29 protein-coding genes are annotated in these 24,810 nt (G+C 59.1%); 11 read left to right on the forward strand and 18 right to left on the reverse strand.

All coding sequences use genetic code 11. From position 1 onward, the window contains the following. The first annotated feature begins 116 nt into the window (after positions 1-116). The 3 genes from EK369_RS16685 (at position 117) to EK369_RS16695 (ending at position 1,996) form a co-directional block, all read left to right on the forward strand. Entirely contained in the window at positions 117-341 is a 225-nt protein-coding gene (locus EK369_RS16685) for a YdcH family protein (protein ID WP_127115501.1), read from the forward strand. 97 nt (positions 342-438) lie between these two features. Then, entirely contained in the window at positions 439-927 is a 489-nt protein-coding gene (gene purE / locus EK369_RS16690; RefSeq protein WP_127115402.1) for a 5-(carboxyamino)imidazole ribonucleotide mutase, read from the forward strand. After that, entirely contained in the window at positions 920-1,996 is a 1,077-nt protein-coding gene (locus EK369_RS16695) for a 5-(carboxyamino)imidazole ribonucleotide synthase (protein WP_127115403.1), read from the forward strand. The genes purE and EK369_RS16695 overlap by 8 nt, the downstream gene beginning before the upstream one ends. A gap of 246 nt (positions 1,997-2,242) precedes the next feature. On the opposite strand, the gene EK369_RS16700 is transcribed toward EK369_RS16695, so the two are convergent. From EK369_RS16700 to EK369_RS16735, 8 genes are all read right to left on the reverse strand, one after another. Further along, the gene (locus tag EK369_RS16700; protein WP_127115404.1) at positions 2,243-3,379 is read right to left on the reverse strand and encodes an alpha-D-ribose 1-methylphosphonate 5-triphosphate diphosphatase; all 1,137 of its coding nucleotides are present in this window, start codon (positions 3,377-3,379) and stop codon (positions 2,243-2,245) included. After that, on the reverse strand, positions 3,376-4,095 hold the full coding sequence (locus EK369_RS16705) for an esterase/lipase family protein (RefSeq protein WP_127115405.1): 720 nt from the start codon (positions 4,093-4,095) through the stop codon (positions 3,376-3,378). Before EK369_RS16705 ends, EK369_RS16700 begins: the two co-directional genes overlap by 4 nt. A 62-nt stretch (positions 4,096-4,157) precedes the next feature. Beyond that, positions 4,158-4,523, reverse strand: a complete 366-nt coding sequence (locus EK369_RS16710; protein ID WP_127115406.1) for a hypothetical protein — start codon at positions 4,521-4,523, stop codon at positions 4,158-4,160. 107 nt (positions 4,524-4,630) lie between these two features. After that, complete coding sequence (locus EK369_RS16715) at positions 4,631-5,461, reverse strand: DMT family transporter (protein ID WP_127115407.1); 831 nt, start codon at positions 5,459-5,461, stop codon at positions 4,631-4,633. A 112-nt stretch (positions 5,462-5,573) separates the two neighbouring features. Next, positions 5,574-7,214 (reverse strand): chaperonin GroEL, encoded by a 1,641-nt coding sequence (gene groL / locus EK369_RS16720; RefSeq protein WP_127115408.1) that lies wholly within the window; start codon positions 7,212-7,214, stop codon positions 5,574-5,576. Between the two features lie 75 nt (positions 7,215-7,289). Further along, a complete protein-coding gene (locus tag EK369_RS16725; protein ID WP_127115409.1) occupies positions 7,290-7,577 on the reverse strand; it encodes a co-chaperone GroES in 288 nt (95 codons plus the stop codon). Positions 7,578-7,725: 148 nt separating this feature from the next. Beyond that, positions 7,726-8,499 (reverse strand): potassium channel family protein, encoded by a 774-nt coding sequence (locus EK369_RS16730; protein ID WP_127115410.1) that lies wholly within the window; start codon positions 8,497-8,499, stop codon positions 7,726-7,728. A gap of 13 nt (positions 8,500-8,512) precedes the next feature. Next, on the reverse strand, positions 8,513-9,175 hold the full coding sequence (locus EK369_RS16735) for a DUF2161 domain-containing phosphodiesterase (RefSeq protein ID WP_127115411.1): 663 nt from the start codon (positions 9,173-9,175) through the stop codon (positions 8,513-8,515). Positions 9,176-9,304: 129 nt separating this feature from the next. Here EK369_RS16735 and EK369_RS16740 point away from each other — a divergent pair, with 129 nt between their 5' ends. Together EK369_RS16740 and EK369_RS16745 are read left to right on the forward strand one after the other, a co-directional pair. Next, positions 9,305-10,279, forward strand: coding sequence for a TraB/GumN family protein (locus EK369_RS16740; RefSeq protein WP_164727026.1), 975 nt, complete (start codon positions 9,305-9,307; stop codon positions 10,277-10,279). Positions 10,280-10,425: 146 nt separating this feature from the next. Continuing rightward, on the forward strand, positions 10,426-11,346 hold the full coding sequence (locus EK369_RS16745) for a manganese-dependent inorganic pyrophosphatase (protein WP_127115413.1): 921 nt from the start codon (positions 10,426-10,428) through the stop codon (positions 11,344-11,346). 75 nt (positions 11,347-11,421) lie between these two features. On the opposite strand, the gene EK369_RS22320 is transcribed toward EK369_RS16745, so the two are convergent. The 4 genes from EK369_RS22320 to EK369_RS16765 form a co-directional block, all read right to left on the reverse strand. Then, positions 11,422-12,222 carry a calcium-binding protein gene (locus EK369_RS22320; RefSeq protein WP_127115414.1) on the reverse strand — a complete coding sequence of 267 codons (801 nt, stop codon included), beginning with the start codon at positions 12,220-12,222 and terminating at the stop codon, positions 11,422-11,424. A 130-nt stretch (positions 12,223-12,352) separates the two neighbouring features. Next, entirely contained in the window at positions 12,353-12,985 is a 633-nt protein-coding gene (locus EK369_RS16755; RefSeq protein WP_127115415.1) for a helix-turn-helix domain-containing protein, read from the reverse strand. Between the two features lie 125 nt (positions 12,986-13,110). Beyond that, positions 13,111-14,010: an alpha/beta hydrolase family protein gene (locus tag EK369_RS16760; protein WP_127115416.1), complete on the reverse strand. Its 900-nt coding sequence runs from the start codon at positions 14,008-14,010 to the stop codon at positions 13,111-13,113. Further along, on the reverse strand, positions 14,007-14,453 hold the full coding sequence (locus EK369_RS16765) for a MarR family winged helix-turn-helix transcriptional regulator (RefSeq protein ID WP_127115417.1): 447 nt from the start codon (positions 14,451-14,453) through the stop codon (positions 14,007-14,009). Before EK369_RS16765 ends, EK369_RS16760 begins: the two co-directional genes overlap by 4 nt. 252 nt (positions 14,454-14,705) lie before the next feature. Here EK369_RS16765 and EK369_RS16770 point away from each other — a divergent pair, with 252 nt between their 5' ends. The 5 genes from EK369_RS16770 (at position 14,706) to EK369_RS16790 (ending at position 18,903) form a co-directional block, all read left to right on the forward strand. After that, positions 14,706-15,581 carry a TIGR01459 family HAD-type hydrolase gene (locus EK369_RS16770; protein WP_127115418.1) on the forward strand — a complete coding sequence of 292 codons (876 nt, stop codon included), beginning with the start codon at positions 14,706-14,708 and terminating at the stop codon, positions 15,579-15,581. A gap of 102 nt (positions 15,582-15,683) precedes the next feature. Further along, positions 15,684-16,127, forward strand: a complete 444-nt coding sequence (locus tag EK369_RS16775) for a MaoC family dehydratase (protein WP_127115419.1) — start codon at positions 15,684-15,686, stop codon at positions 16,125-16,127. Between the two features lie 324 nt (positions 16,128-16,451). Then, on the forward strand, positions 16,452-17,384 hold the full coding sequence (locus EK369_RS16780; RefSeq protein WP_127115420.1) for a bifunctional riboflavin kinase/FAD synthetase: 933 nt from the start codon (positions 16,452-16,454) through the stop codon (positions 17,382-17,384). Next, positions 17,381-17,857, forward strand: coding sequence for a YcgN family cysteine cluster protein (locus EK369_RS16785; RefSeq protein ID WP_127115421.1), 477 nt, complete (start codon positions 17,381-17,383; stop codon positions 17,855-17,857). Before EK369_RS16780 ends, EK369_RS16785 begins: the two co-directional genes overlap by 4 nt. Next, on the forward strand, positions 17,857-18,903 hold the full coding sequence (locus EK369_RS16790) for a threonine aldolase family protein (RefSeq protein ID WP_127115422.1): 1,047 nt from the start codon (positions 17,857-17,859) through the stop codon (positions 18,901-18,903). Before EK369_RS16785 ends, EK369_RS16790 begins: the two co-directional genes overlap by 1 nt. A 73-nt stretch (positions 18,904-18,976) precedes the next feature. On the opposite strand, the gene EK369_RS16795 is transcribed toward EK369_RS16790, so the two are convergent. Next, positions 18,977-19,756 carry an alpha/beta fold hydrolase gene (locus tag EK369_RS16795; RefSeq protein WP_164727027.1) on the reverse strand — a complete coding sequence of 260 codons (780 nt, stop codon included), beginning with the start codon at positions 19,754-19,756 and terminating at the stop codon, positions 18,977-18,979. A 19-nt stretch (positions 19,757-19,775) separates the two neighbouring features. Continuing rightward, positions 19,776-20,375 carry a 2-hydroxychromene-2-carboxylate isomerase gene (locus tag EK369_RS16800; protein WP_127115424.1) on the reverse strand — a complete coding sequence of 200 codons (600 nt, stop codon included), beginning with the start codon at positions 20,373-20,375 and terminating at the stop codon, positions 19,776-19,778. Positions 20,376-20,490: 115 nt separating this feature from the next. Here EK369_RS16800 and EK369_RS16805 point away from each other — a divergent pair, with 115 nt between their 5' ends. Beyond that, positions 20,491-21,510, forward strand: coding sequence for a ribose-phosphate pyrophosphokinase (locus EK369_RS16805; RefSeq protein ID WP_127115425.1), 1,020 nt, complete (start codon positions 20,491-20,493; stop codon positions 21,508-21,510). A 53-nt stretch (positions 21,511-21,563) separates the two neighbouring features. Here EK369_RS16805 and EK369_RS16810 read toward each other — a convergent pair whose 3' ends face one another. The 4 genes from EK369_RS16810 to EK369_RS16825 all read right to left on the reverse strand — a co-directional run bounded on the left by EK369_RS16810 (position 21,564) and on the right by EK369_RS16825 (position 24,802). Further along, entirely contained in the window at positions 21,564-21,914 is a 351-nt protein-coding gene (locus EK369_RS16810) for an H-type lectin domain-containing protein (protein WP_127115426.1), read from the reverse strand. 161 nt (positions 21,915-22,075) lie between these two features. Beyond that, positions 22,076-22,474 carry a F0F1 ATP synthase subunit epsilon gene (locus EK369_RS16815; RefSeq protein WP_127115427.1) on the reverse strand — a complete coding sequence of 133 codons (399 nt, stop codon included), beginning with the start codon at positions 22,472-22,474 and terminating at the stop codon, positions 22,076-22,078. A gap of 11 nt (positions 22,475-22,485) precedes the next feature. Then, entirely contained in the window at positions 22,486-23,910 is a 1,425-nt protein-coding gene (atpD, locus tag EK369_RS16820; RefSeq protein ID WP_127115428.1) for a F0F1 ATP synthase subunit beta, read from the reverse strand. A 16-nt stretch (positions 23,911-23,926) separates the two neighbouring features. Then, a complete protein-coding gene (locus EK369_RS16825) occupies positions 23,927-24,802 on the reverse strand; it encodes a F0F1 ATP synthase subunit gamma (protein ID WP_127115429.1) in 876 nt (291 codons plus the stop codon). Between the last annotated feature and the right edge of the window lie 8 nt (positions 24,803-24,810).

Below are 24,810 nucleotides of genomic sequence, written 5' to 3' on the forward strand. Positions count from 1 at the left end.
CGTTCTGGCGACCCTTCCCTAGGAATATGGGTGCCAATTTGACCAAGCGCAAGGGCTTTGCAGACACTCTGAGTCAGGCTATTCTTGACCAACGAGTCGACAAGGAAAACAAACTCATGAATGCCCCACACGACCTGTCGATGAAGACGGATGACGTCTTGCGGGTAGAACTCGAAGTTTTCAAACAGGAACACCGCGATCTCGACGATGCGATCACCGCTCTGGTCGAACGCGGCACCGGCGATCAGCTGACCATCCAGCGCCTGAAAAAGCAAAAGCTCCGGCTCAAGGATCTGATCGCCCTGATCGAAGACCGCCTGACCCCGGATATCATCGCCTGAGAACCGGGCCATCCCCTTGCAAATTAGGCCACAGCGCCGCATTGCGGAAAATGCGCAATGCTCTATAAACCGGGCTTCATATCTGGCAGAGGCGAATATGACGGACATCAAGGTTGGCATCATCATGGGCAGTCAGTCTGACTGGCCCACCATGAAACTGGCAGCGGATATTCTGGACGAGCTGGGCATTGCCTACGAATCCAAGATCGTTTCGGCCCACCGTACGCCCGACCGCCTTTGGACCTATGGCAAAGAGGCCGCTGGCCGAGGTCTGCAGGTCATCATCGCGGGCGCTGGCGGCGCGGCGCACCTGCCCGGCATGATGGCCTCAAAAACCCGCGTGCCGGTGATCGGCGTGCCGGTCCAGACCCGCGCGCTCTCGGGTGTGGACAGCCTCTATTCCATCGTACAGATGCCCAAAGGCTTCCCCGTCGCCACCATGGCCATCGGCGCCGCGGGGGCCTCGAATGCAGGCCTGATGGCCGCAGGCATTCTGGCTCTGCAGGACACAGCCCTTGCCGACAAACTGGACGCCTGGCGCGACGCGCTCTCGGCCTCGATCCCGGATGAGCCCCAAGATGACTGATCCCCTCCTGCCCGGCGCCACAATCGGCATTCTCGGCGGCGGCCAGCTTGGTCGCATGCTCTCGGTCGCGGCGTCCCGCCTCGGCTACCAGACCCACATCTTCGAGCCCGGCGCCAACCCGCCCGCAGGTCAGGTTGCCCACAAGGTCACCACCGCCCCTTACGAGGATGAAGCCGCGCTCAAAGCTTTTGCCGCCGAAGTCGATGTCATCACCTACGAGTTCGAGAATATCCCGACCTCGGCCCTCGACGTCCTCGAAGCCCACCGCCCGATCCGCCCGGGTCGCGAGGCGCTGCGCGTCAGCCAGGACCGTCTGGTCGAGAAAGAATTCCTGCAACGGCTCGGCCTCAAAACCGCCCCCTTCGCTGACATCACCTCGCGCGATGACCTGGCAACGGCCCTTGAAGCCTTTGGCACCGCCGCGATCCTGAAAACCCGCCGCTTCGGCTATGACGGCAAGGGCCAGGCCCGCCTGAAATCCGCTGACGACATCGACTCCGCCCTCTCCGACATGGCCGATGCCCCGGCGATCCTCGAAGGCTTCGTCGATTTCACCCACGAGGTCTCGGTCATTGCCGCGCGCGGGTTGACCGGCGAGGTCGCCTGTTTCGATCCCGGCGAGAATGTGCATCGCGATGGCATCCTGCGCACCACCACCGTGCCCGCCACGCTGACGGCAGGCCAGCGTATGGACGCCGTCCTGCTCGCGGCGCGCATCCTGAACGAACTCGATTACGTTGGCGTCATGGGCGTCGAACTCTTCGTCACCCGTCAGGGCCTGATCGTGAACGAGATCGCCCCGCGCGTGCACAACTCGGGCCACTGGACCCAAAATGGCTGTGCCGTCGACCAGTTCGAACAACACATCCGCGCCGTCGCGGGCCTGCCTCTGGGGGATGGCCAGCGCCACAATGATGTTGTGATGGAGAACCTGATCGGCGACGACGTGAACCAGATCCCGCAGATCCTGCGCGAAGGCAACAACGCCCTGCACATGTACGGCAAGACCGAGGTCAAAGAAGGCCGCAAGATGGGCCACGTGAACCGCATCCAGCCCAAAGCCAGCTGAGAATCCTCGCCGCGGATTTTATCGCGGCAAACGCTTGCCCCGTAGGTCGGACAATCTTGTCCGACCTACCGCACGCCTCATTTACGTGCCCCGCGTCGGTCCCAAACACCGACGCAATACCGACGTTATACCGACGCAATACAGACCCGCGTTTTGGCCATTAACCACAGGCAAGACAGGCCGATTCGCCGGGATATCCTGCTGAAACGCAGTCCGCCTTCTTCAGATGTCGTTAAGACCCTCTGGTCACGCCGCCAGAAACCGCGCCGCGACCTCGCCCGCCATGAAACTGACGCGGCCCTCAACGATCGTCGCCCCCACGCGGCCCGTGTTCGGGTCCAGCACCACTAGGTCCGCGCGGCGCCCCGGTGCGATCATCCCGCGATCCTCCAACCCCAGCACCGCCGCTGGCCCTGAGGACACCAGCGCCCAGCCCTCTTCCAGGGTCACAATCCCCTCAGCCACCAGCCGCCAGACGGCCTGTATCAACGCCGGATAGTGATAGTCCGAGGCCAGCGCATCACACAGCCCTTCGGCCACCAGATCCCGCGCGCTGACATTGCCCTTGTGCGAGTTGCCCCGCACCACATTCGGCGCGCCCAGAACGATCAAATCGCCCCCCTTGCGCGCCGCTTCTGCGGCCGCGCGGGTCTCGGGAAACTCACACACCCGCGCACCTCTTGCGCGCCATTCAGCCCGATCCTCGGGCGTATTGTCGTCATGGCTGCCCAGCAAAACACCGTTTTCCATCAATCGCTTAGCCAATCCTGCAACCGCCTCGGGAACCTCGTCCCCGCGCGCGTGCATCGCCTGCAGCATCGCCAGATGCGCTTCGGGGCTACGCCCGCTTTTCAACGCCTGGCCCGTCAGGCGTGGAGGACGCTTGCCCTTGGCCAAGGCGTCATGCGGCAAGTGGTCGTTGAACACCACGAACTGCGCCCCGCTCCTTGCCACCAAGGCCTCGAACCGTGCAAAATCATCCAGCAGATGCGTCTCCAGGCGCAGCTGCAGCCGCATATCGGTCAACAGATCGCTCCGGGCGTCGGCCAAAGCGGTACAAAAGCGCTCGGCAAAGGCACGCCCGCGCATGCCACCTTCCCAGCTGAAGAACTGCGCCAGCATCGCGGTCGAGATCCCATTCGCCGCCAGCTCTGCATCCACCGAGGCCAGTCCAACGCCAAGATCACGCATCGCCCCCCGACGCGGCGCGATGTGACGCTCAAACCCGTCACCGTGCAGGTCGATCATGCCCGGCAGCACCAAAAACCCCGCGAGGTTCACCTCACGCCTCTCGATGCCCTCGACAATCTTGCCGACTGCAATCGACAGCTCGCTTTCAGTCAGGCCAGTCGGCGTCAGCACCTCGGCCCCCACCAACCTCATCTTGTGTCTTCTCCCAGCGGTACAATGTCGGAAAAACTCATGTCCCCGTGGAACTTACCGTTTTTCAGAAAGTACATCGCCTCGGCGATCAAATGCAGATTGTTCATCATGAACGTATGGGTCACCGGCAGAACCAGGTGATCCGCCATGCCCTCGACCTTGGTCGACTCGACTGACACCTTGCCATCATCCGCCCCGTCGATCAGGGCCGAATAAAACGGATTGAGCGAGCGGTTTCCGGCGATCACCCCCAGCTCAAAATCGACCTTGGGCAAATGCGCCGGCAATCCATCCGTGCCAAGTTGCGCCCCCGCCGGCCCATTGACCCATTCAAAGGCCTCGATTTCGCTGAGCACATCAACCAGCTCACTGCCTTTGTTGGGAGGCCCCAACATCACCACGCGCCCCATATTCTCTGGGCGGTCAGTCCCGAGCCAAAGGCGCAATAGGATGCCGCCCATGGAATGGGTGATGAAATGCACTGTCCGGTCGCCGCAGGCTTCAACCGCCTCGGGCAGAGTCGGGGTGATCAGGTTTTCTACAGATTTCTTGGTCGAGTCATATCCCGGCCGAATGACCAGATATCCTTCGCGCTCAAGCGCTGTTTCCATGACAACAAACGAGTTTTCCGTGCGCGCCAACCCGTGCAGCAACACAACACAGTCTGCCATCGCAGTTGCAGGCAGAAACACCAGAAGAAAAGCCAAATACCGCATGGGTGGCACATAGGCGGAACGGGCACCGATTGAAAGAGGTCACCGCGCCGCGTCACACATCCCTAGTCGTTCAGCACGATCACGCCGGTTTCACCACCATTACATATGTAACAACAATCGCTGCAAGAGTGGTTTCTGTCCGGCCCGACGCCCCAATAGCTTTTTCGTGTGCCCTTTGGCCAGGCGCCGTAGCAGATTTTTTCGCCATAGTTGCAACTCAGTGAATAGTCATGGACACGGCTGTCATCAAGCACATAGGCCTGATCGCTGCCTGGCCATTCCCAACTGCGGTCATCGCTGTAAAACACAAGATGCACGATGTACGGGTACTCACTTTGGACCGAGAACAGCAGCGATTCCGCCCTTACCTGCGGTATCGGCAACAATGTCAAAACGGCGACAATCCCCAGAATCCTTTTCAAAATCATGACCCCTCCCAAGCGTTCTGATTGTTTCCTTTCATCAGCTTAGCCGCGAATCGCAGATTCTCAAAATTGTCGGAGCGGGGCGATGCTGACAAGATTGTAGCGGCGCGTCAGGCCTGCCGTAATGACAGGATAACACCCAGAATGACCAAAGCCGCAGCCAGGGCAAAGCGCAAGGTCAGAACCTCTCCCAGCAACACCATACCGCCGCCCAGCGCAATGAGTGGCACGGTCAGTTGCGCCACCGCCGCGCGGCTGGCCCCCAGTTCGGGCAGGATGCGATACCACAGCGCATAGCCCAACCCAGAAGTGACAGTGCCAGAGATCACGGCCCAGACCACTCCCATGGGCATTACCGAGACCGTACCGGCAGCCACCCAGATCACCAAGGCCACCGGCGCGGCCAAGACAAAGTTCATCGCCGTCGCCTGCAAAGGGTCCCGCGCGCCGCGCCCAAGGAGTGAATAGATGCCCCACCCCACACCTGCCGCAATCATTGACAATGTCGGAAGGGCAGCAAAGTTTTGCGTACCTCCCGGTGCCAGCAACCATCCCAGCCCCGCCAGGGCCAAGGCCGCACCGATCCAACGCATCGGAGGAAGAGTATCCCGCGAGACCAAGGCCCCTGCGAACATGGTAACCTGCACCACGGCAAAGAGGATCAGCGCGCCAAAACCAGGATCGAGCGTGTCATAGGCCAGTGAAAACCCGAAAATATAGGCGAGCAGTGCCGACACACCCCAAAGGCGGCCACGTCCTTCCAGGGCAAAACCACGCCCCTGCACAATCACCAGCCCCGCCAGCATCAACGCCCCGCTTGCCAATCGGATGGCGCCAAACAGCATGACATCCATTTCGCCCGTCTCCAATGCGAGCCGGTTCAGCACAGAATTAGCGGCAAAGGCGATCATGGTGAGGGTGGTCAGGAGAAAAAGGCGCATGAACCTTCTTACCCCTCAGAGCCACGATTGCGCGACTCACAAAATTGGCATCCCTTAAAGAAAAAGGGCCGCCCAAAGGCGACCCTTAAATCATCCGGTTTGGATGGCGTGATTACATCATGCCGCCCATGCCGCCCATGTCGGGCATGCCGCCACCTGCTGCGCCGCCTTCCGACGGTTTGTCAGCAACCATGGCTTCGGTGGTGATCAAGAGACCTGCAACCGAGGCTGCGTCTTCCAGAGCGGTGCGAACCACTTTGGCTGGATCGATCACACCAAACGAGAACATGTCGCCATACTCTTCGGTCTGAGCGTTGAAGCCAAAGCTTGCATCGTCGCTTTCGCGAACCTTGCCGGCCACAACTGCACCGTCAACACCGGCGTTCTCAGCGATCTGACGCAGAGGCGCTTCGATGGCTTTGCGCACGATGACGATACCCGCGGTCTGGTCAGAGTTTGCACCCTCCAGGCCTTCCAGGGCTTTACCGGCCTGTACCAGAGCAACACCACCACCAACGATGACGCCTTCCTGAACAGCAGCGCGGGTCGCGTTCAGAGCATCGTCAACACGGTCTTTGCGCTCTTTCACTTCGACTTCGGTCATGCCGCCGACGCGGATCACAGCAACACCGCCTGCCAGTTTGGCAACGCGCTCTTGCAGCTTTTCACGGTCGTAGTCGCTGGTGGTTTCTTCGATCTGGGTGCGGATCTGGGCAACGCGTGCTTCGATCTCGGCTTTTTCGCCTGCACCGTCAACGATGGTGGTTTCGTCTTTGGTGATCTCGATCTTCTTGGCGGTGCCCAGCATGTCCATGGTGACATTCTCGAGCTTCATGCCCAGATCTTCCGAGATAACCTGACCGCCGGTCAGGATCGCGATGTCCTGCAGCATGGCTTTGCGGCGATCGCCGAAACCAGGTGCTTTGACAGCTGCGATTTTCAGGCCGCCGCGCAGTTTGTTGACAACCAGAGTTGCCAGCGCTTCGCCTTCAACGTCTTCTGCAATGATCAAGAGCGGCTTTTGCGACTGGATCACCTGCTCGAGCAGCGGAACCATCGGCTGAAGCGACGACAGTTTCTTTTCGTGCAGCAGGATCAGGCAGTCGTCGAGGTCTGCAATCATCTTGTCAGCGTTGGTCACGAAGTAAGGCGACAGGTAGCCGCGGTCGAACTGCATGCCTTCAACAACATCGGTCTCGGTTTCCAGACCTTTGTTTTCTTCAACGGTGATGACGCCTTCGTTGCCAACTTTTTGCATCGCGTCTGCGATCTGCTGGCCGATTTCGGCTTCGCCGTTGGCCGAGATGGTGCCGACTTGTGCAACTTCGTCGCTGTCTTTGACTTCGCGTGCCGAAGCAACGATGCCTTCAACCACTTTCGAGGTCGCCAGGTCGATGCCGCGCTTGAGGTCCATCGGGTTCAGGCCAGCAGCAACCTGCTTCAGACCTTCGCGAACGATGGCTTGCGCCAGAACGGTTGCGGTGGTGGTGCCGTCGCCGGCTTCGTCATTGGTGCGCGATGCAACTTCTTTGACCATCTGCGCGCCCATGTTTTCGAACTTGTCTTCCAGTTCGATCTCTTTGGCAACCGATACACCGTCTTTGGTGATGCGGGGGGCGCCAAACGACTTGTCCAGGACCACGTTGCGGCCTTTGGGGCCCAGGGTCACTTTGACGGCGTCAGCCAGAATGTTTACGCCACGCAGCATTGCATTGCGGGCATCGGTGTCGAACTTTACGTCCTTAGCAGCCATTGTGCTTTACCTCTTTAGGATATGTTTTGAAATCATGTGGTGGGCGGGTGCCCCGCCCTCGGTCAGCCCGGTGGCTTAGCCGATGATGCCCATGATGTCGGATTCTTTCATGATCAGCAGCTCTTCACCGTCGATGGTGATTTCGGTGCCCGACCATTTGCCAAACAGGACCTTGTCGCCTGCTTTGACGTCCAGCGCGATGCGGTCGCCATCGTCGTCACGCAGACCTGCGCCAACCGAGACGATCTCGCCTTCGGCAGGTTTTTCTTTTGCGCTATCGGGGATGATCAGGCCGCCTGCGGTTTTTTCGTCGCTTTCGGTACGACGAACCACAACGCGGTCATGCAGAGGTGTAAATGCCATTGTCTAGGTTTCCCTAACTTTCAAGTTGTCTCCCTGACTCCTCAGCGGAGTCGTTAGCACTCCCAATCGGCGAGTGCTAACAGCGCATAGCTAGGGGGTGCAATTCCCCGAGTCAACCTGATCGCAGGAAAAAATCGCAAGAGGCGGGTCAGCTTGCGCCTTCGGTCTTGATATGCACCACGGCACCGCAGTGTTTGCAGTGCACTGCGTCGCTGTCATGGCGGGTCAGACCGCAATGGTTGCAGGTTTGGTTCACCTTGCTCGGCATGACAATCACCCGCGCCAGATGCAGGAACAGCGACACGCCGATCACCATGATCCCTATCGCCATCAACTTGCCGCCCACCGTGGTCGGAGTGATGTCTCCGTACCCCGTCGTGGTAAAGGTCGTGACTGTAAAATACAGCGCATCCACATAGGCCGAGACACCGTGCCGGTCCGTGACAAAAAACGTGAACACAGCCGAGGCCGTGGTGAACACAAAGACCACCAGGTTCAGACCAGCAACGACGGCATCCTCACGCAGGCGAAAGAACCGGCTGGACCCGCGCAGGTCCTGCAACAGGTAGAAGGAATGCGCCAGACGCATGCCCCTCAAAATACGCAGGAACGCCAGATCCACCGTCAGCAACGGGTTCAGCACCAAAGTGGCCAGCACGATGATGTCGGCCCAGACATAAACACGGGACAAATGCTCCTTCTTGCTGGGGGCAATCCACAGTCGCGCAACAAAATCAAAAAAGATGATGATGGCCAGAATGCCGTTGATGATCTGCCTCAGCTCAGTCTTGGGAAAAGGCGTCACGGCAATGAAATAGATCATCGTCGCAAGATCAAAGGCGAACATGAAATAGCGGAACAGCACGGAACTGCGATCCGGCCCGGTGTAAAGCCTGTCGATGGATGTTTTGAACGTCGACATCTGCTCTTCCTCCTCAGGCCTCACCTTGCCCGGCGGCCATGCGCCCAGCATCACTCAACCCATAGACCCCGGTCGAAACCTTCTGAAACCACCCCAGATGATCCACGCGCATCATGCGTGTCGCCTGCTCAACCTCGGTTGCCTTAGCCACCTCTGCCCCCTTGCAGGGGCCGTTCTCGAGCAGGAACACCGCACAGCGCAGCATTTCCTGCTTATAGGCTGTGGTCACCGCCCCTCGCGTTCCGCCAAGGTTCGGGTCGCCGTCGCGGCGGTCAAACTCTTTCAGCAATGCGCCCTTGCGCGGACGAGATTTGCGCGGGCGAAATTCGACCGGATCGCAATGGGCCTGCACGTGCCCGTCTTCCAGCCGCACTGACAAGACCCCCACGCCCAGCCGCTTGCACAGCCCGATGTTGCCCTTGAACGTGCGCCACCCTGTCCGCCCCGACCAGCGCGGCACCGCGACATAGACCCAGTCGGTCACGCTCTGCCGCGCCACTGCCTGCTGTAAGAGGGTCAGCGAAAACCCGGTCTTCAACTCGACAATCACCGGATCTTCATCGTCGCGGCGCGCCATCACATCTGCCGCGCCGACCTCGGCCTTGACGTCAAAGCCCCTGGCCTCGAGCCAGTCCTTGACCGGCGGATAGAGATCAGTTTCACGTAGTTTGCCCATGTCCCTGCATACCCCGTCCCGCACGCCCTGTGAATCCCCGCTTGCACCCGAACGGCCCGCATGCCACCCAAGACCCTAACAAAAGGGAGCAACACTATGTGGCGCAGTCTGTTTTTTTGCCTTGGTCTGATGTGTGCAACGACCCCGCAAGCCGAATGCTCCGGCCCCTCAGACTTTGATGCGCTATCGCCCGAAATCCAGACCCAGCTGCGTGCCCAAAGCGAGCAAGCACCAAATGCCTCAGGCTTGTTGTGGCAGGTCGAAAAGAATGGCCACCGTTCGTACATCATCGGCACCCTGCACCTGCCGGTGCCCCGTCTGGACGCAATCACCGCGCGGGTCGCGACGCTGATGCAGGACACGGATCAGTTGCTGCTGGAACTCACCCTTGCGGACGAAGCCGCCTTTCAGACCGCCCTCACCTCGGACCCGTCGTTGTTTCTGATTACCGAAGGCCCCAGCCTGATCGACCGTCTGGGTGAAGAGGCGTGGAACGACGTCGCCACCATCCTGAAATCCAGAGGCATACCAAGCTTCACCGCCGCGCGTTATCAACCATGGTTTCTCGGCCTCACGCTTGCCATCCCGCCCTGCGTCACTCAGGCCTTGCAGAACGGTGAACTTGGTCTGGATCGTCAACTCGAACAGATTGCCATGTCCGAACAATTGCCAACGGCTTCCTTGGACACCGTTGATGGCCTTCTTGCGCTGTTCTCATCCGATCCCCTCGAAACCCAAGTCACCCAGATGAAAGACGCGATCAGCGCGGGCATTCTTGGGGAGAGTTCCGGACCCGCCACCATCATTGATCTCTATTTCAAGGAAGAGACCCAACTGATCTGGACGTACGAGGAATGGAAGGCATTGCAAACAGCCGAAGAGAACGGCGGGGGCGCCGAGGTAATCGCCAGCCAACTCAGAGACGTTGAACAGGGGTTGGTGATCGACCGCAATACAGCGTGGATGCAGACCCTCGTCGAATCTTTATCCAATGGCCCAACCACTGTCGCTGTCGGAGCTTTGCACCTGCCCGGCAAAGAGGGGCTTTTGGCGCAACTCAAAGCTCGGGGTTTCAGCGTGATGCGCGTATCGCTCGACCCGTAAGCGTGCAAAAATGCTGCATTGCAGCAACACAGTCACCTGAACGGGATGACTCGGGGTCGCAGCCCCCTGGGCGGGGCGTGACAAGCCCCCACCTTGCGCCTATAAGGCGCGCAAATCCGCGACATTCGACCAAGGAAACCTGATTCATGACAACCCTCGTTTTTGGCCACAAATCCCCCGACACAGACTCGACCGGCTCGCCGCTGATCTGGGCCTGGTACCTCAATGAAATCAAAGGCGTTGACGCCAAGCCTGTTCTGCTGGGCCAGCCCAACACCGAAGCGGCCTTCATGCTGAACCGCTGGGGCTTTGAAATGCTCGACATCATCGAGGACGTGGCTGACGATCAGGCTTGCGTTGTTGTCGACACCAACAACCCGGCTGAGCTGCCCGCGAACATCAACGGTGCAGACGTTCAGGCCATCATCGACCACCACAAGCTGGTTGGCGGCCTGGAAACCAAAGGCCCGATCGACATCACCATTCGCCCGCTCGCCTGCACCGCCACCATCATGTATGACCTGATGGGTGATGACGCCGCCAAGATGCCGGAAAACATCAAGGGCGCGGCCCTGACCTGTATCCTGTCCGATACCCTGGAATTCCGCTCGCCGACCACCACCGACCGCGACCGCGAAGTGGTTGCCGCACTGGCCGCCGATCTGGGCGTCAATGTCACCGAATACGCTGCGGAAATGTTCGCCGCCAAATCGGACGTGTCCGAGTTTTCGGACGCCGAACTGATCCGCATGGATTCGAAAGAATACGAAGTTGACGGCACCAAGTTCCGGGTTTCGGTTCTGGAGACCACCGCACCGGAGATCCCGCTGAACCGCAAGGACAGCCTGATGGAGACCTTCAAGACTGTCGCCGCCGAGGATGGCGTGGACGAAGTCCTGCTGTTCGTGGTCGACATCCTGAAAGAAGAGGCCACTCTGCTGGTCCCCAACGATCTGGTCAAAGGCGTGGCCGAGAAAAGCTTTGGCGCCACGGTTTCGGGCGACGCAGTTGTCCTGCCCGGCATCATGTCGCGCAAGAAACAGATCATCCCGAACCTCAAGGTCTGATCGACCTTTCCACGCGGTAACTTCAAAGGGCGCCCCGAAATCGAGGCGCCCTTTTTCGACTCCCGTGAGTGGTGGTTATCCCAGAGCCGAGTAGGGGTCTTCAACGCCGTAAAAGACGCCGGCATCGACGGTGATGTCATCGGCCGTGAGCTGGTGGTTGTGAACAATGACCTGCCCAACGTCATCACCGTCATGCGCGCCGCCATTGCCGCCTTGGTTGCTGACGAAATTCAGGATTGTGTCAATGTCGCCATCCCGATCCACATCGGCATATTCGATCGAGCCCAGCTGCACCGTGTGACCCGCGAACACCAGTGTATCCTCATCAGGATTGTAATCGGTCACATGCTTCCTGCCGATCGATTCAACCCAATGATCGTGCACATTGTCATTCTCACCAGCAACACCGTTCATTGAGTAATCAACGTCCCCATTGGCATCGCGGTGCTTGTCGAGGATTTCGTCCTTGGCGTCGATCAGCCAGCGGAATTCGAAAGTGTCCGCGCCGGATCCACCGCTGAGATAGTCGGTGTCTGCCACGGGCTCTCCCGCATTTACTGATCCGTTTGCGTCCTGTGCGGGAACGGGCTCACCCGCCCATGAGAACGCCAGCAACAGGTCATCCCCTGCGCCGCCATACAGCATGTCCTTGCCTGCGCCGCCTTCCAGAACGTCATTGCCAGAACCACCGAACAACCGGTCGTTGCCCTCACCACCATAAAGGTGATCATTGCCGCTGCCGCCAACCAGCTTGTCCCGGCCAGCGCCACCGCTCAGCAGGTCATCCCCACCCTGCCCTTTCAGTACGTCATCGCCTGCGCCCCCAAAGAAGCTGTCAGCGTTGATGGTTCCGTTCCTGAATATACCTGCGACCATGATTTCGATCCTCTTGTGATTGCTTGAAATCAAAGTCGTAGCGGCAAAGCCCGCCCCGTCGAAGGCCGCACGATATGCCGAATTATGCCAGAGCTTGCCGCGTGCTTGCCCTATCGCCGCGCTGATCCGCTCAGGACATACTAAGCGAGTCTTGTGGCTCCTGAGACATCATAAACACCTTCGCCTCCGCCGGAGACGGGTTCATGACGTCGTGCTCATAGGCGCTGAATATGCCGATTTCGCCCGAGGCAAGTTCCTTGGGCAACAGGGTTGCGGTGACCGTACCGCCCAAGGACACGCGCCCCGCATTCACTGCCGGAGCATGTACCAAAGTGGCAAAGGGCACTTTACCTTCAAAGAAACCACTTTCTTCAAGGCTTTTCAGCGTGATCGCCATCAGGCCCTTGTTCTCGACGATCTCGTCCGCGTGAAGCCCGATGAGATCATCATGCTTCGAGGATTTGGCCAACTCTTCATGAAACCGCGGTGACGATGCGCGCAGGTATCCCTCGCGATCCCACAGGGCGACCACGGACTTGCCCTGATCCAGGGCCAGCCGCATCAGCGCATCCGTGCTGTTTGCATTCTTTAGACCGACTTCTTCAAGGATGCGTTGGCGGGCATGCGGACCCGGCACACGGCGCCCTGCCTCCCAACGGCTCACTGTGGATTGCGTGACGCAGAAATCCTGTGCCATTGCCTCTTGTTTAAGACCAAGACGCTCGCGGTAAAGTTTGCAAAGATGTGCCCAATCCAATTTCATATCGTGTCTCCCTAAGTCGTGGCGAGCCACCGTGAAATCAGCCCTTTGTGCAGCGACTGAAATCCGTTGCTTTCCAATAAATATATGGGGATTGCAGGGTGCGAAATTAAGTCATTCGCCTCCGATTACGCCATTTTACGCGGCGTTATTTCAACGCGATCTTGCGGCATGCGGTCTTCCGCCAACCACGCCCAAATTTCCTGCCAAATGGCCTCTCGTCCCCGCAAGAACGCAGCAGAGTGTCCGATACTGCGCAGGCCATAGTCCGACGGGCGCCGATACACGATACTGGCGGGGGCAGAGGGCAGCCAGCTCAGCACATCGCGCGAGGCACGATCGGTCGCCACATTGTCATCGCTGAACACCCACGAACAGACCGGAGTTGTCACCTTGTCAAATTGGTGCGGCCAGCGCCCTTCTTCCAACTCGGGCAATAGATAGCTGCGCCGCGAGCTCCACCGCCGCCAGGCGCGAAAGACCTTAGGCGGCAATGGTTCCCATTTCAGCCCCAGCGGTTTGAAGTATCCCCAGCGTTTCAACGAGAAACTGCCCATGATCCACCAGAAATACAGTTCCAGCGGCCAGTATCTCGGTTTGTGCAACCCCCAATATCCGCTGCCAACACAGACAAAGGCATTGCGGGCAATTTGATCGTGATTGGGCATGAACCCGACGAACTGCCCGCCAACACTATGTCCGATATGCGTGAGTGGCAGCCCCGGTGCAGCATCAGCCAGAACGTTCAACGCTGCGGCCATGTCATACCGGCCCCAATCGGGGTACTCGATACCCGAGGCCCCGAGATTGTCCGAGCCTGAGTCTCCGATCCCACGGTAGTCATAGGTCAGGACGATGGCCCCCTGCTCGGCCAACCACGCTGCGATATGTCGATAGAACCGCCTTGGAAAGCCGGTCCCGGCCGAGATCAGAATCGCCACCCTGGGGGCCTGACCACGATAAAGATCACCGGTGAGCGTCCATCCATCTGCAGCTTCGAACGTGATCTGTTCCACTGTGCTGGTCATGTCGCGCCCTCCTCGACGATTTCTTCGGCATACTCGGCCACATGGGTCAGAAACCGGGCAATGACCTTTTGTTCCGCCGCATCAAACGGCGCTAGCAGGGTTGCGTTCCATCCGCTGACCATAGGCCGACTTTTGGCCACCAAGGCACGCGCGTCTCCCGCCAGAAAGAGCCGCACAATGCGCCCGTCGCCCTCGCCAGAGCCACGCCTCACCAGACCGCGCTCCTCCATCCGGTCGATCAACCCACTGAGCGAGGATTTCCCAAGCGACAGCGCATCGGCCACTTCACCAAGAGTCAGCCCCTCTTGGCGCTCTAACAGGAACAACACGCCCTGCTGGGTCATCGACAGGCCCGCATCCCGTCGAGATCGTCGATCCACGGCCCGGATCAGCGCCGTATGCGCCTTGTGAACGAGAAAGAAGACCTTGGGAGGGCGTGTCATGATATTTCGTATCCGAACTTGTTCATCTATTTCGTATACGAACAAACTCACGCCGATCAATGCATTGCCGAGATGACGTTGCTGCCCCCATTCTCGGACGCCTCGCGGCCCCAGGCCCGCCTGCCGCGTGTTGCACCGACGTAATACCGACGTGATACCGACGCGATGCAGATCACCGTTTTCGCTGGATTAGCCGGCCTGCCTTTGCCATACCTCGCAGGGCAGCGCCCCCGGCCTACAGGACACCTGACCATGACCCAGATCATCACTGCCCTCTCCGAGATTTCAGACCGCTATGACGCTTTGTTTGTTGACCTTTGGGGATGCGTACACAACGGGGTAAATGCCTTTCCCGAAGCCGTCGCGGCCCTCAAGGCCTACCGCCAGCGCGGCGGTATCGTGGTCCTTGTCACCAACTCGCCCAAACCCCGCGCCGGGGTCGCCGTGCAACTGGAAACCTTCGGCGTCCCCCAAGACGCCTACGACACTATCGCCACCTCGGGCGACTCGGCCCGCGCTGCGATGTACACCGGCGCCGTGGGTGAAAACGTATATTTCATGGGGGAATGGCGTCGCGACGAAGGGTTCTTTGAGCCGCTCGAAGTGATCGACACCCCCGTCACAATCACACGCGTCCCCTTGCAAGAGGCTGAGGGCATCGTCTGCTGTGGCCCCTTTGATCCGATGGCCAACCCTGACGTGAACCGCGCTGATTTCCTATATGCCAAGACAAAAGGCATGAAGCTCTTGTGCGCCAATCCCGACATCGTCGTCGACCGTGGCGAAACCCGCGAGTGGTGCGCTGGCGCGCTGGCCAAGCTCTATACCGAAATGGGCGGCGAGAGCCTCTATTTTGGCAAGCCCCATCCTCCGATTTACGATCTGGCGCGTCGCCGGCTGGCGGCTCTGGGCACCGATATCCCCGACAGCGCGATTCTCGCCATCGGCGACGGCGTGCTGACCGACATCGCAGGCGCCATGGGAGAGGATATTGATTCCCTCTTCATTTCCGGCGGTCTGGCCGCATCAGAAACAAAAACTGGCCACAGCCCAGACCCTGACGCGCTAAATATTTATCTTTCAAAAGAAAATTCCGCCCCAACCTTTACGATTGGCCAGTTGCGCTGACAAATTAGGGCTTGATTTTCTGCAGCTGCAAAGTAATAAAGTTGCCGATTGCCCAGCCAGGGTATCGTAAAATTACTCACGCACTGCACGCCGGAGGGTGGAATGTTGGATAATATGCCGCGCGGAACGATCTGCATCGAAGACATCGAGATGGGCATGTCGCGCTATCTGCGCAAGGTCGTGACCGATGACGATATCCGCATGTTCGCTGAGGTCTCGACCGACCATAACCCGGTGCACATGGACGACGATTACGCCAATGACACCATTTTTCAGGGCCGTATCGCCCACGGAATGCTGACCGCTGGATTGATCTCGGCGGTGATCGGCGAGCAGCTGCCCGGCCACGGCACAGTCTACATGGGTCAGACGCTAAAGTTCCTCGCCCCGGTACGCCCCGGCGACATGGTTTATGCCGAGGTCAAGGTGGTGGACATCGACCACGCCAAGCGCCGCGTGAAACTCGACTGTCACTGCGCCGTGGACGGCAAAAAGGTCCTGATTGGCGAAGCCACCGTGTTGGCGCCTTCGCGCAAATTCGACTGATCCAGTACACAGGATGAGGAAATTTGTCAGCCCGGATTTTCCGGGGCTGTTCATTCGCCTGCGAAAGTTTGGGTGGTCTGACGCGCACCGCTACGACCTGGTGTTATCTGACAAGGGAATTCCAGCCGCCAGTTTAGAATTTGCGATATCCCCGCCAAGAGAGTGGTTTGCACCGCTCACCAGGTCGGTCCTTTCGAAACATGGCGCGGGATCAATAGCATTTCCTCGCTTACATCAAATGAAAACCCGCAAGCTTACCGCCGGGTGTACATTGGGGCAAGCCAGTGCTTGATCCTACCGCTTGGGAAGGCTAACCCTTCGTGCATGCGGATCATTCGAGATTATCAGTTCGTGAACAAAAAGGACCGGGGCGCTACAGCGGCGATCGGCAATTTCGATGGCGTGCACCTGGGCCACCAGTCCGTTATCGACCTCGCCCGCGAAGGCGGCAACGGTGCCCCTTTGGGCATTGTCACCTTTGAACCGCATCCCCGCGAGTTCTTTGCCCCCGACGCCCCGCCCTTTCGTCTCACCAGTTCCGAGACCCGTGCCCACCGATTGGAAAAACTGGGTGTCGAGCGGCTATATGAACTGCCTTTCAATGCCACGCTGTCTTCTCTGACGCCCGAGGAATTTGCCCGCGATGTCATCCACGAGGGTCTCGGCTTGTCCCATGTCGTCGTTGGCGCGGACTTTTGTTTCGGCAAAGGTCGCTCCGGCAACGCCGAAGATCTCAAACGTTTTGGGGAAAAGATGGGCTTTGCCGTCACCATCGCCCCGCTCATCAAAGGCGGCGAGATTCAGGTGTCGTCCACAGCCATACGCAATGCACTGACCGATGGCCAACCGCGTGATGCAGCTGCAATGCTTGGCCATTGGCACCGCATCGATGGCCCTGTGATCGGGGGCGATCAACGTGGCCGCGATCTGGGGTTTCCCACTGCAAACATGTCCATCGACGGGCTGCATCCCCCCAAATTCGGTGTTTACGCAGTGCTGGTCGACGTGCTCGAAGGCCCGTATCAGGGCAGCTACAAGGGGGCGGCCTCGGTCGGGGTGCGCCCGATGTTTGGCGTGAACAAGGCCAACATCGAAACCTTCCTCTTTGACTTTTCCGGCGACCTCTATGGCACACGCCTCTCTATCGCATTGGTGGAATTTCTGCGCCCAGAATGGAAGTTCGACGGCCTCGAGGCGCTGATCGCTCAGATCGACGCCGACTGCGCCCAGTGCCGCGAGATCCTGGACGGCCTATGAGCAGGCGCGATCCCATTGAGCGCGAGGGGTTCGCGCGCCAATTCTGGGAAAAGAAGCCCCTGACCAAGCTGAACCCACGCGAGTGGGAGGCACTGTGTGACGGGTGCGGCAAATGTTGCCTCAACAAGCTCGAGGATGCCGATACCGGTGAAGTTGCCCTGACCCGTGTCGCCTGCCGCCTTCTGGACGATGACACCTGCCGCTGCACGCAATACGACATCCGTCACCAGTTCGTGCCGGAGTGTATCGTGCTGAAGCCGTCAAACATCGACGACCACGCCTATTGGATGCCGCAAACCTGCGCCTACCGGCTGCTATGGGAAGGCAAGCCGCTGTTTGACTGGCACCCTCTGATCTCCGGCACCCCGGACAGCGTGCACGCCGCCGGCGTCTCGGTGCAGGACATGACCGTGTCTGAATTTGAAACCCCCGAAGACGAGTGGGAAGACCACATAATTGAGGAGCCTATCTGATGTTCTTTGCTTCCGACAATTCCGGACCGGCCCACCCCGCTATTCTTGAGGCGCTGGCCAAGGCCAACACTGGCTATGCCATGCCCTACGGCGCCGATTCGATCATGGACGAGGTCCGCGCCCAGATCCGCGAAGTCTTTGAAGCACCCGAGGCTGCTGTCTACCTCGTCGCCACCGGCACTGCCGCCAATTCTCTGGCGCTCGCCACTTATTGCCAACCTTTCGAAACGGTCTTCTGCTCGCCCGTCGCGCATATCCACGAAGACGAGTGCAACGCGCCCGAGTTTTTCTCGGGCGGTGCCAAGCTGACCCTTGTCGGCGACAGTGACAAGATGATCCCTGAGGCCTTGCGCGCCTCCATCGAAGCCGAGGAAACCCGCGGTGTGCACGGCCCCCAACGCGGGCCAGTGTCGATCACGCAGGTCACCGAACGCGGCTCGGTCTATACCCTGGACGAGTTGAAAGCGCTGACCGCTGTGGCCAAAGACCACGACCTGCCCGTGCATCTCGACGGCGCACGTTTTGCCAATGCCCTGATGGCGCTTGGCTGCACCCCGGCCGAGATGACATGGAAAGCGGGCGTTGATGTGGTCAGCTTTGGTGGCACCAAAAACGGCTGTGTTGGCGTCGAGGCCGTGATCCTTTTCGACCCCCAAAAAGCTTGGGAATTCGAACTGCGCCGCAAACGCGGCGCGCATCTGTTTTCCAAGCACCGCTATCTCTCGGTCCAAATGCAGGCTTATCTGACCGACGATCTCTGGCGCCAAAGTGCAGCGCGCGCGAATGCCAACTGCACCCGCCTCGCAGATGGATTGCGCGCCATCGACGACGCGTCATTCATGTTTGAACCCCAGGCCAACATCATTTTCTGCAGCTTCCCGCGCGCCGCGCACCAACGCCTGCACGACGCAGGCGCGCTTTACTACATCTGGTCCGGCGATCTTGAAGGCGACGACCCGAACGAGCAGCTACAAGCGCGACTTGTCTGCGACTGGAACATCAGCGACCCAGAGATCGACAAATTCCTCGCCCTCGTGCGCGGATAGCCCCAGGCTTTATCTTTTTGAACATTTCGGGGGATGCGTTGCCCCGCCGGGCAACGACGGGGGGGCAGCGCCCCTACCCTGCCTCAGCCAGCGTGGCCGCGATTTCACGTGCCACCTGTGGCGCATGGGTGATCGGCCCCATATGCGCCTGCCCCGCAAAGGTCACCCGCCGCGCACCCGGAATGCGCGCCGCAATACCGTCCTGCACCACCTTCATCAGCGGCGGCGAGTCCGCGCCATCCATCAGAACAACCGGCACCTTGATCTGACCCAGCCGGGGAATAATCCCACTGATGTCGTCCTCGATCCCCGGGGCGCTGGCGGTGATAAACCCAATCCGCCGCATCGACCCCTCGCGTAAATCCTGCGGCAGGTCGGCCCATTTGCGCCCGTCACCCCAGACCCGCATAAAGGTCCGCGCCGCGCTTTCAGGATCACCGTTCTGAACCAGCGTCATCACTTCTGACATCAGCGCCCGGTTCCACGCCGCGTGCTCCGGGCCGTCCTCTCGGGCAATCGCCATCAGAACCGGTTCGAACAGTGACAGGCTCCGCACCATTTCAGGACGCTCCAATGCCAGCCGCAGGCAAACTACACCGCCGAAACTATGGCCGATCAGGTCCACTGGCTCGGTCAGATGCGGCAGCATCGCCTCAACGGTTGCGTCCAACAGGTCGCCTGCACCGCTCCAATCCGGGCTGTCTCCGTGGCTGGGCAGATCAAAAGCGCGAATCTTGAGGTCGTCGCGCAGACAGGTAGCCACCGGCCTCCAGGCGCCGGAATGGGCCAACGAACAATGCAGGGCAATCGCCTTGCGCTGTCCAAGCCCAAGGTCCCGGTAAAAAAGGCTCAAAGACGCTTGATCCTCCATCTCAGAGCTTGCCCCCCAGAACCATGTCGAGGTCTTCCAGCTTGTCCTGTCCCCAGAACCGCTGGCCGTCATCAGTGATGTAGAAAGGTGAACCAAAAACCCCGGCAGACACGGCATCCTCCAGGTTTCCGGCATAGGTCTCAGCCCCACTCAACAACCCGCTATCAGCCAGTGACGGATCGAACCCAGCTTCCTCAAGGCAAGCCTTGATGACATCATCCTGCGCGATGTCCCTTTCCTCGACAAAAACTGCGCGCAGCAGGCCAAAGACCAATGCGCCCACGTCGCCTCCACCGGCATTCTGGGCGGCGATCACGGCGTATGAGGCTGGCGCCTGATTGGTCGGCCAATGGGCGGGCTGAAGGTTAAACTCCAACCCTAGCTTGCGGGCCTGACGCGGCAGATCCATGGTGCGGTACTCTTGCCGCGAGATGTGGCGTTCTTTCGGTGACACTCCACCAGTCCGGGCAAACAGTGCCAGAATATCCAGCGGCTTATAGGTGATTGTCGCGCCGTGTTTTCTGGCGATCTCTTCCAGACGCGTTCCTGCGAGATAGGCGAAGGGTGAAATCACCGTAAAATAGTAGTTAATATGTGCCATTTAGTCTCTCCTCGCGCTGGCATCACTTTGCCAGACCGTAGGGGCATGTTAAGCGGTGTGCAACGTCACGAATCTGTCATCTGCCACTCATCGACAGCACCCTGGGGACCAGACCATGCCGACCATCCAAGAACCCAAACTGATCACGGGCACCGCCAACAAGCCGCTTGCCAAAGCCATCGCTCGCCGCATGTCCATGCACCGCGGCGCAGCGCTTGGCCTCGTCGAGGCGCGGGTCGAACGCTTCAACGATCAGGAAATTTTTGTCGAGGTCTACGAAAACGTCCGCGGCGAGGATATGTATATCATCCAGCCCACGTCGAACCCGGCAAACGATAATCTGATGGAGTTGTTGGTGATGGCCGATGCGCTGCGTCGCTCCTCGGCTTCGCGCGTCACCGCAGTGATCCCGTACTTCGGCTACGCGCGCCAGGACAGACGCACCAAGGCCCGCACGCCGATTACCGCCAAATTGGTTGCCAATATGCTGGTTGGCGCAGGCATTGAAAGGGTCCTGACCATGGACCTCCACGCAGCTCAGATTCAGGGGTTCTTCGACATTCCCGTCGACAACCTCTATGCCTCTCCGATCTTCGCCCTGGACATCCTGCACCACTTTAAGGGCGATGATCTGAAAGACGTTATGGTGGTCTCTCCGGACGTTGGCGGCGTGGCCCGCGCGCGCGAACTGGCCAAGCGGATCAACGCTCCTCTCTCAATCGTGGACAAACGCCGCGAAAAGCCGGGCGAGATTGCTGAAATGACCGTCATCGGCAACGTCGAAGGCAAAAAATGTATCATTGTTGACGACATCTGCGACACGGCAGGCACCCTTTGCAAAGCCGCCGAGGTCCTGATGGAGCACGGCGCGACCGAAGTGCATTCCTACATCACCCACGGCGTACTGTCTGGCCCCGCTGTCGGGCGCATCACAAATTCGGTCATGAAGTCGCTGGTCATCACCGACTCGATTGAACCGACCGAGGCCGTTCTGGCCGCCGACAACATCCGCATCGTGCCCACCGCACCGATGTTTGCTCAGGCTATCCAGAACATCTGGAACGGTACTTCGGTGTCGTCCTTGTTTGAAACGGAAACCCTCGAGCCGGCCTACGAGGGTCAGTTTAACGTCTGAGTTGACCCAGCCCCGAAAAGCACAAAGGCGCCCTCAGCGGCGCCTTTTTTGTCTCAATCGATCAACCAGTCGTCTTCGTAGAGCAACTCGCCAATGGCCAACCAGGCCACTCTGACGCGCGCAACGCGCGTATCCCCCCAGGTGCGAAAGACAACATCACACCCCTTTCGCCCGATCTCTTCAGCTGTGACTTCGGCCCGGTGATGCGGACCGCTGTCCATATCGGACAGTGCCATGCTGACATGCACCGTTGGAGGTGCCTTGAATTCTTGCGAAAACTGTACTTTCTTGCGGCGTTCCCGTGGGCCTGTCCCGGTCCACATTTCGCCACCATCCTCAAAATCCGAGAACAGGGGCACATCGCCCTGATCCACGCCAATGAGATGATTTCGTAGTCGTTTCATTCGGTCTTCCAGTCGTGGTTCCGAAATAGCGAAACCCTACTATTGGTTGCAATCGAAAACTGCTGGAAGAACGTGATTCAGCCAAAATGAGACGGCTTTTTTGTAAATGGGGCCCCGCCAATTCCTCGGCGAGGCCCAAATTCATGCGTATCAGACCAGACTTAGACGTTCAACGCAGCGCGCAGAGCTTCCAAATCCGCCAGTGTCTTGTCAGCGGCGTCCTTGGCTTCCGGTGTCGCGTTCGACGCGGCATCCGACGCCTGAGCAATCAGCGCATCCATGTCGGCGGCTGTGACTTCAGCCACAGGCATTGCCTTTTCCGCCAGAACCGAAGTGCCCTCAGCCGAAATCTCAGCGAAGCCACCGGTTACGGCGTATTGCGACGACCCGTCAGGGCCATCAACCGTCAGGACACCGGGGCGCAGAGTGGTGATGGTCGGAGCATGATCCGGCATTGCGGTCATGTCGCCATCGGCGCCTGGGATCTGCACCGATGTCGCCGCGAACGAAGCCAGGCTTCGTTCGGGGCTGACAAGGTCAAATTGCATCGTGTTTGCCATATCGGGCCTCCTTAGGCCGCTTCAGCGGCCATCTTTTCGGCTTTGGCGATCACTTCGTCGATGCCGCCAACCATGTAGAAGGCTGCCTCGGGCAGGTGATCGTATTCGCCAGCCACAACGGCTTTGAACGACGCGATGGTATCTTCCAGCGGAACCTGAACACCGTCCGAGCCGGTGAACACTTTCGCAACGTCGAACGGCTGCGACAGGAAACGCTCGATCTTACGCGCACGGGCCACGGCCAGTTTGTCTTCTTCCGACAGTTCGTCCATGCCGAGAATGGCGATGATGTCTTGCAGCGACTTGTAGCGTTGCAGGATTTGCTGAACGTCAGACGCCACTTTGTAGTGCTCTTCGCCGATGATCAGCGGATCCAGCAGACGCGAGGTCGAGCCCAGCGGGTCCACAGCAGGGTAGATACCCTTTTCCGAGATCGCACGGTCCAGAACGGTGGTTGCGTCAAGGTGAGCAAACGACGTTGCAGGTGCCGGGTCGGTAAGGTCATCCGCGGGAACGTAAACGGCTTGCACCGAGGTAATCGAACCGGATTTGGTCGATGTAATACGTTCCTGCATTGCACCCATGTCGGTTGCCAGTGTTGGCTGGTAACCCACGGCCGAAGGAATACGACCCAGAAGCGCCGAAACTTCCGAACCCGCTTGGGTAAAGCGGAAGATGTTGTCGACAAAGAACAGAACGTCAGCACCGGTTTCGTCACGGAACTGTTCCGCCAGGGTCAGACCCGACAGAGCAACCCGCATACGGGCACCGGGAGGCTCGTTCATCTGGCCGTAAACCAGCGCAATTTTCGATTCGGTCAGGTTCTCAGGAACGATAACGCCGGATTCGATCATCTCGTGGTAAAGGTCGTTACCTTCACGGGTCCGTTCGCCTACACCCGCGAACACGGACACACCCGAGTGCACTTTTGCGATGTTGTTGATGAGTTCCATGATGAGAACGGTTTTGCCAACGCCCGCACCGCCGAACAGACCAATTTTACCACCCTTGGTGTAGGGGGCCAGAAGGTCGATCACCTTGATGCCGGTGGTCAGAATTTCCGTTGCGGTCGACTGCTCTTCAAAAGCAGGTGCATCGCCGTGGATTGGGCGGCTGCCGGTCGCATCAACCGGGCCTTTTTCGTCAACCGGGTCGCCGGTGACGTTCAGGATGCGGCCCAGGGTGCCTGTGCCAACGGGAACCGCGATGGGTTCGCCGGTGTCTTCGACGCTCTGGCCACGAACCAGACCTTCGGTCGCGTCCATCGCGATGGTACGAACAGTGTTTTCGCCAAGGTGCTGGGCAACTTCCAGAACCAGTTTCTTGCCGTTGTTGTCAGTGGTCAGCGCGTTGAGGATTTCCGGAAGGGCGTCCTCGAACTGCACGTCCACAACGGCGCCAATGACCGCGGTCACTTTGCCTTTTGCGTTTGCCATGTTTTGTCTCCGGTTCTTAGAGCGCTTCCGCGCCCGAGATAATTTCAATAAGCTCGTTGGTGATCACAGCCTGACGCGAGCGGTTGAACTGAATAGTCAGTTTGTCGATCATTTCGCCAGCATTGCGGGTTGCGTTGTCCATAGCGGACATCCGCGAGCCCTGCTCCGAGGCGCCATTTTCCAGCAGCGCTGCAAAGATCTGTGTGGCCACACCGCGCGGCAGAAGGTCAGCCAGGATGGCCTCTTCGCTGGGCTCGTAGTCATACAGAGTGCTTTCGCCTTCACCTTCGGTCTCTTCAAACGAGGCCGGGATGATTTGCTGAGCTGTGGGAACCTGCGTCACGACGTTGACGAACTTCGAGTAGAAGATCGTGCAAACGTCGAACTCTTCACCGTCGAACCGCGCCAGCAGATCGCGCGCAATATCTTGCGCGTTTTCGTAACCAACCCGTTTCACTTCGGTCAGGTCCACGTGGCCAATGAAGTGATCACCAAGCTCACGCTTGATGCTGTCGCGGCCTTTTTTGCCAACGGTAATGATTTTCACCGTTTTGCCTTTTGCAATCAGTTCCTGCGCCCGCGCACGGCCAAGCTTGGCAATGTTCGAGTTGAAACCGCCACACAGACCGCGTTCCGCCGTCATGATGACCAACAGATGAACGTCATCCTTGCCCGTGCCGCTCAGCAGCTTGGGCGCAGAGGCCGACCCACCAACAGAAGCAGCCAGCCCACCCATCACGGCATTGAACCGCTCAGTGTAGGGACGTGACTGCTCTGCAGCTTCCTGCGCGCGGCGAAGTTTCGCCGCGGCAACCATTTGCATGGCTTTAGTGATCTTCCGAGTGTTCTTCACACTCTCGATCCTGTTTTTTAGGTCCTTGAGATTTGGCATCTGTCAGG

Source organism: Shimia sediminis (assembly GCF_003990645.1).
Classification (GTDB): Bacteria; Pseudomonadota; Alphaproteobacteria; order Rhodobacterales; family Rhodobacteraceae; genus Shimia; species Shimia sediminis.

Coding starts and splice junctions, on each gene's coding strand:
- atpD (WP_127115428.1), bottom strand. CDS start 23,910: ATGGCAAACGCAAAAGGCAAAGTGACCGCGGTCATTGGCGCCGTTGTG.
- EK369_RS16755 (WP_127115415.1), bottom strand. CDS start 12,985: ATGAAATTGGATTGGGCACATCTTTGCAAACTTTACCGCGAGCGTCTT.
- EK369_RS16725 (WP_127115409.1), bottom strand. CDS start 7,577: ATGGCATTTACACCTCTGCATGACCGCGTTGTGGTTCGTCGTACCGAA.
- EK369_RS16710 (WP_127115406.1), bottom strand. CDS start 4,523: ATGATTTTGAAAAGGATTCTGGGGATTGTCGCCGTTTTGACATTGTTG.
- EK369_RS16780 (WP_127115420.1), top strand. CDS start 16,452: ATGCGGATCATTCGAGATTATCAGTTCGTGAACAAAAAGGACCGGGGC.
- EK369_RS16705 (WP_127115405.1), bottom strand. CDS start 4,095: ATGCGGTATTTGGCTTTTCTTCTGGTGTTTCTGCCTGCAACTGCGATG.
- EK369_RS16730 (WP_127115410.1), bottom strand. CDS start 8,499: ATGTCGACGTTCAAAACATCCATCGACAGGCTTTACACCGGGCCGGAT.
- EK369_RS16825 (WP_127115429.1), bottom strand. CDS start 24,802: ATGCCAAATCTCAAGGACCTAAAAAACAGGATCGAGAGTGTGAAGAAC.
- EK369_RS16695 (WP_127115403.1), top strand. CDS start 920: ATGACTGATCCCCTCCTGCCCGGCGCCACAATCGGCATTCTCGGCGGC.
- EK369_RS16800 (WP_127115424.1), bottom strand. CDS start 20,375: ATGGCACATATTAACTACTATTTTACGGTGATTTCACCCTTCGCCTAT.
- EK369_RS16735 (WP_127115411.1), bottom strand. CDS start 9,175: ATGGGCAAACTACGTGAAACTGATCTCTATCCGCCGGTCAAGGACTGG.
- EK369_RS16775 (WP_127115419.1), top strand. CDS start 15,684: ATGTTGGATAATATGCCGCGCGGAACGATCTGCATCGAAGACATCGAG.
- EK369_RS16810 (WP_127115426.1), bottom strand. CDS start 21,914: ATGAAACGACTACGAAATCATCTCATTGGCGTGGATCAGGGCGATGTG.
- EK369_RS16745 (WP_127115413.1), top strand. CDS start 10,426: ATGACAACCCTCGTTTTTGGCCACAAATCCCCCGACACAGACTCGACC.
- EK369_RS16815 (WP_127115427.1), bottom strand. CDS start 22,474: ATGGCAAACACGATGCAATTTGACCTTGTCAGCCCCGAACGAAGCCTG.
- EK369_RS16740 (WP_164727026.1), top strand. CDS start 9,305: ATGTGTGCAACGACCCCGCAAGCCGAATGCTCCGGCCCCTCAGACTTT.
- EK369_RS16790 (WP_127115422.1), top strand. CDS start 17,857: ATGTTCTTTGCTTCCGACAATTCCGGACCGGCCCACCCCGCTATTCTT.
- EK369_RS16805 (WP_127115425.1), top strand. CDS start 20,491: ATGCCGACCATCCAAGAACCCAAACTGATCACGGGCACCGCCAACAAG.
- EK369_RS16760 (WP_127115416.1), bottom strand. CDS start 14,010: ATGACCAGCACAGTGGAACAGATCACGTTCGAAGCTGCAGATGGATGG.
- groL (WP_127115408.1), bottom strand. CDS start 7,214: ATGGCTGCTAAGGACGTAAAGTTCGACACCGATGCCCGCAATGCAATG.
- purE (WP_127115402.1), top strand. CDS start 439: ATGACGGACATCAAGGTTGGCATCATCATGGGCAGTCAGTCTGACTGG.
- EK369_RS22320 (WP_127115414.1), bottom strand. CDS start 12,222: ATGGTCGCAGGTATATTCAGGAACGGAACCATCAACGCTGACAGCTTC.
- EK369_RS16685 (WP_127115501.1), top strand. CDS start 117: ATGAATGCCCCACACGACCTGTCGATGAAGACGGATGACGTCTTGCGG.
- EK369_RS16785 (WP_127115421.1), top strand. CDS start 17,381: ATGAGCAGGCGCGATCCCATTGAGCGCGAGGGGTTCGCGCGCCAATTC.
- EK369_RS16700 (WP_127115404.1), bottom strand. CDS start 3,379: ATGAGGTTGGTGGGGGCCGAGGTGCTGACGCCGACTGGCCTGACTGAA.
- EK369_RS16765 (WP_127115417.1), bottom strand. CDS start 14,453: ATGACACGCCCTCCCAAGGTCTTCTTTCTCGTTCACAAGGCGCATACG.
- EK369_RS16715 (WP_127115407.1), bottom strand. CDS start 5,461: ATGCGCCTTTTTCTCCTGACCACCCTCACCATGATCGCCTTTGCCGCT.
- EK369_RS16770 (WP_127115418.1), top strand. CDS start 14,706: ATGACCCAGATCATCACTGCCCTCTCCGAGATTTCAGACCGCTATGAC.